This window comes from Isoptericola sp. NPDC060257 (assembly GCF_042726645.1).
Classification (GTDB): Bacteria; Actinomycetota; Actinomycetes; order Actinomycetales; family Cellulomonadaceae; genus Isoptericola; species Isoptericola nanjingensis.
The window spans coordinates 1-4442 of the sequence record NZ_JBHXAW010000324.1; the positions used below are offsets into that span (position 1 = coordinate 1).

A 4442-nucleotide genomic window follows, 5' to 3' on the forward strand; every position below is an offset into this window, starting at 1 on the left:
GCCTCGTGTTCCTGCTCCCGCTGCTGGTGATCTTCGGCGTCTTCTCGTGGTTCCCGATCGTGCGCGCCGTGATCATGAGCGCGCAGGAGACGAACCTCGTCACCGACCCGACGTTCGTCGGGCTGGACAACTTCCGGCACGTGCTGGCCGACCCTCTGCTGTGGAAGGCCGTGCAGAACACGCTGTACTTCGCGTTCCTGGCCCTGCTGTTCGGCTACCCCGTGCCCCTGGTCGCCGCCGTGCTCATGCGCGAGGTGCGCCGCGGCCGCGGCCTCTACTCGGCCCTCGCGTACCTGCCGGTCGTGGTGCCGCCCGTCGTCGCCGTCCTGCTGTGGAAGTTCTTCTACAAGGGCGGGCCGACCGGCGTGTTCAACACGATCCTCGGCTGGGTGGGTCTCGGCCCGTACCCGTGGCTGCAGGACGCGTCGTGGGCGATGCCGTCCCTCGTGCTCGCCGCGACCTGGGCCGGCGCCGGCGGCACCGTGATCATCTACCTGGCGGCCCTCACGAGCGTGCCCGCCGAGCTGTACGACGCCTCCGAGGTGGACGGCGCCGGGCTGTGGCGCAAGATCTGGCACGTCACGCTGCCGCAGCTGCGCGGGGTGCTGTTCATCACGCTGATCCTCCAGGTCATCGGCACGGCGCAGGTGTTCCTCGAGCCGTACCTGTTCACCGGGGGCGGGCCGAACAACGCCACCGTGACCGTGCTGCTGCTCATCTACCGGTACGCGTTCCAGAACAGCCTCGGCGGCGACTACGGCGCCGCGACCGCGCTGTCGCTCATGCTGGCGGCGGTCCTCGCGGTCTTCTCCGTCCTCTACTTCCGGCTCACCCGGTCCTGGAGCACGTCATGACGCCCTCGTCCACCGCACGTCCCGCCCCGGCGCGCGCCGCGCGCCGTCGCGCCACCCCGTCCGACGACGGCGACCGCGGCGCGCTGTCCGCGCCCGACTGGCGCCGTCCCGCGGTCCGCTGGGGGATGGGCGGCACGCACGTGCTGCTGCTCGTGCTGCTCGTCGTCGTCGGGCTGGGCCCGATGCTGCTGCTGGCGAAGTACGCCGTCACCCCGACGCAGGACATCCTGCGCACGCCCCTGACCCTGTTCCCGCACGGCATCGCGTGGGAGAACCTCGAGCGGGCCTGGAACGACGTCCAGGTCAGCCGGTACTTCATGAACACCGTGTGGCTGGCGCTCGGGTCGTGGGCCGTGCAGCTCGTGGTCGCGACGACGGGCGGATACGCGCTGTCCGTGCTGCGGCCGCGCTACGGGAAGGTGGTGCAGGCGCTCGTCCTGTCGACGATGTTCGTGCCCGCCGTCGTGCTGCTCGTGCCGCTGTACCTGACGATCCTCGACCCGCCGCTGCTGGGCCGGTCGCTCGTCGACAGCTTCTGGGCCGTGTGGCTCCCGGCCGGCGCGAGCGCGTTCAACGTGCTGCTGGTGCAGCGGTTCTTCGACAACCTGCCGCGCGAGGTCTTCGAGGCCGCGCGGGTCGACGGGGCCGGGCCGTACCGGCTGTTCTGGTCGATCGTGCTGCCCATGTCGAAGCCGATCCTCGGCGTCGTGTCCGTGTTCGCCGTCATCGCGGCCTGGAAGGACTTCCTGTGGCCGCTGCTGGTGCTCAAGGACCCGGCGATCCAGCCGCTGTCGGTCCGCCTGCCCGCGATCGAGGCGTCCACCGAGCTGGGCGTCTTCCTCGCGGCCCTGGCGATCTCGACCGTGCTCCCGGTGGCGATGTTCCTGGTCTTCCAGCGGCTGTTCCTGCGCGGCGCCGGGCTCGGGGGAGCGGTCAAGGGTTGACGGGTTCACCCGCGGTGTCGTTGACGCCTGGATCGTCCCAATGCTGGTATATGCGCAGATCTGACAGGTGCGCAGATCAGCGACTCCCGGAGGAATGACGTGACCCAGCACGACCCCACGACCGACACGACGGGCTCCGCCCGCACCACGGTGCGCTACCGCGGGCGGCACCTGCCGATGGTCGCGGTCGTCGTCGCCGCGACCATCGCGACCGCCCTGGCGTACAGCGGCATGGTGCTGTTCGGCCTGGAGGTGGCGGGGATGTCCCCGGCGGAGGCGTACGCCCTCGCCGGATTCCTCGAGGTCAGCCTCGTCGCCGTCGCCCTCATGGCACGCAACGCCGCCCTGGAGGGGCGGCCGTACGGGGTGCTCCTCACCCTGACGTGGATCCTGTCCGGCACGTCCGGCATGTTCGCGGCGCTGCACGAGATCGCCGTGCCGGACGCGAGCACGCCGTACATGGTCGCGTTCCGGTTCGTGCCGCCGCTGGTCGCCGCCCTCATGTGGCACCTGGCGCTGGTGGGCGAGCGCCACCTCGTCACGGGGCACACGCTCGACGAGCGCCGCCGCGAGCACCGCGTGCACCAGTACGTCACCGCCCTCGAGCTGTGGCGCGACGCGCGCCTCGACAGCTCCGGGAACCACGCGGGTATGCGCAAGGTGCGGACGGCGCACAGCCGCCAGCGGGCCGCCCGCGACGCCGCGCTGAAGCTGCTCACGGTCGAGGACTTCGAGCGGCGCATGCAGGTCTGGGTGGAGCGGCTCGAGGCCGCCGAGCGGCACGGCAACCGCCTCGACCTCATCGGCGCCAGCTCCGTCGAGCGCGGCGTCGCCCGCGGTGCGGCGGCCTCGGGCCCGCGCGCGCTGCCGGCGCCTGCCGCGCCGGCGCCGACGGTCCTGCGGCAGCCCGCCCCCGAGCCGGTCGCCACGACGACGGCGGTGGAGGGCGGCGCGTTCGCCGACGACGCCTTCGCCGACGACCTCCAGGCGGCGCTCACGGGCGCGACGCCCGTCGTCGACGAGGCCGGGCGCCGGGACGACGCGGTGGACGACGCCGCGGTGCAGGCCTGGTTCGACGACGTGGACGAGGACCTGGGGCCGGACCCGGCGGTCGAACCCGTCGTGCAGGTCGGCGGCGCCGAGGACGGTGACGCGCCGGAGCTCCTGCCCGCCGACGTGGAGGTGGACAGCGGGCTGCCGGGCACGCGCGAGCCGCTGCCGGAGACGGGCCACACCCGCCGGGTCGAGGTGTTCGACCTGCTCCGGCAGGCGGACCCGGCGCTGGGCGGCGCGCTCGCGCAGCGGTCCGCGTTCCTCACGGCCCACGGCACGTCGCCGGACGGGGACGCCACGGAGGACACCACTTTCGACGTCCCGGTCGAGCGTGCGGCGCCACAGGCGCCCGCGGTCACGGCGGAGGAGCCCGCGGCCGCGACGGCCGACGAGCAGCCCGACGACCGGGGCGACCGCGACCGCCGGATCGTCGAGCTCGCCGACGACGGGCTCACGCACCGGGAGATCGCCGAGCGCTTCGACGTGTCCCGCGCGACGGTGAGCCGCATCGTGAGGCGGCACGCCACCGTCTGAGTCCCGTCGGGGCGCCGGTCAGCGCAACGCGGCCAGCATCGCGCCGACGGTCGCGGCGGCCAGCGCGATCAGCACCAGCGTGGGCAGGCGCTGCCGGAACGGTCGTCTCATCCTCGCCCCCGGTCCGGACCGCTGCGGTCCTCGTCGTCGTCCTGCTCGTCGTCCTGCCGGTCCTCGTCGTCGTCACGCTCGTCGTCCTGCCGGTCCTCGAGCTCGTCCTGCTGCTCGTCGCGCTGGTCCTGGCGCTCCTCGCGCTCCTCGCGCTCGGCCTCGGACGGCGGGCCGGCGGCGGAGAACCAGGCGAAGCCGCCGACGCCGGCGACCAGCGCGACGGCGAGGCCCTCGACGACGTCGCGGCGCGACGGTCCCGGACCGCCCGGGGCGGGAGCGTCGGGGGCGGCACCGGGACCCGTCACGCGATGCCCCCGGTGAGGTACCAGAGTGCGGAGGTGGACCAGACGAGGGCGAGCAGCGCCACCACCGCGCCGCCGAGCAGGGGCAGCACGGCGGGCGGCAGGCCGCGCACGCGCAGGGCGAGCATCTTGACCGTGAACGCGCCGTAGAACAGGCAGCCGGCGACGGAGTGCACCAGCACCCGCGCGGGGTCGTCCTCCAGCCCGATCGACCAGACGCACGCGAAGGCGACGGGCAGCGTGAGCCCGAACGCGGCCACGCCGCTCCACCGGTGCAGCACGCCGACCCACCCCGGGGCCTGCCGGGAGCCGGGAAGCCGGCCGTACATCGCCAGGGCGGAGACGAGCTGGACCAGGAGCAGCGCGACGGCGCCGGTGGACAGCCACGCCTTCATCGCCAGCATGTCGGTGAACCACAGGGTCAGCAGCGGGGCGCCGTCGCCCGGGTGGGCGTCCGCGTACGCGCCGAGCGCCGCCGCCACGGCCACGCCGGCCACCGTCGCGGCGGCCAGGGCCCAGCGCCACGACGCGCGGGGGACCGCGGGGGACTCGCCCATGCGGTCACAGTGCCCGGTCGGGCGGTTGCCGGCCACCGGACACGACGCGGCACAGGCGGCGGCGCACCTTCCGAGGCCTCGGAAGGT

5 protein-coding genes are annotated in these 4442 nt (G+C 74.0%); 3 read left to right on the forward strand and 2 right to left on the reverse strand.

The annotated features are described in order from the left end of the window. From ACFWEK_RS19180 to ACFWEK_RS19190, 3 genes are all read left to right on the forward strand, one after another. The coding region (locus ACFWEK_RS19180) for a carbohydrate ABC transporter permease (protein ID WP_430555071.1) at nucleotides 1-854 on the forward strand (854 nt) is incomplete at its 5' end. After that, nucleotides 851-1798: a carbohydrate ABC transporter permease gene (locus tag ACFWEK_RS19185; RefSeq protein WP_430555072.1), complete on the forward strand. Its 948-nt coding sequence runs from the start codon at nucleotides 851-853 to the stop codon at nucleotides 1796-1798. The genes ACFWEK_RS19180 and ACFWEK_RS19185, both read left to right, overlap by 4 nt. Nucleotides 1799-1897: 99 nt before the next feature. Further along, nucleotides 1898-3385: a helix-turn-helix domain-containing protein gene (locus ACFWEK_RS19190; protein ID WP_430555073.1), complete on the forward strand. Its 1488-nt coding sequence runs from the start codon at nucleotides 1898-1900 to the stop codon at nucleotides 3383-3385. Nucleotides 3386-3492: 107 nt separating this feature from the next. Here ACFWEK_RS19190 and ACFWEK_RS19195 read toward each other — a convergent pair whose 3' ends face one another. Then, the gene (locus ACFWEK_RS19195) at nucleotides 3493-3801 is read right to left on the reverse strand and encodes a hypothetical protein (protein WP_430555074.1); all 309 of its coding nucleotides are present in this window, start codon (nucleotides 3799-3801) and stop codon (nucleotides 3493-3495) included. After that, a complete protein-coding gene (locus ACFWEK_RS19200) occupies nucleotides 3798-4355 on the reverse strand; it encodes a DUF6529 family protein (RefSeq protein ID WP_430555075.1) in 558 nt (185 codons plus the stop codon). Before ACFWEK_RS19200 ends, ACFWEK_RS19195 begins: the two co-directional genes overlap by 4 nt. Nucleotides 4356-4442 lie beyond the last annotated feature (87 nt).

Bases quoted from the DNA above. Each gene is read 5' to 3' on its own strand.
- ACFWEK_RS19185 (WP_430555072.1), top strand. From the start codon at position 851: ATGACGCCCTCGTCCACCGCACGTCCCGCCCCGGCGCGCGCCGCGCGC.
- ACFWEK_RS19200 (WP_430555075.1), bottom strand. From the start codon at position 4,355: ATGGGCGAGTCCCCCGCGGTCCCCCGCGCGTCGTGGCGCTGGGCCCTG.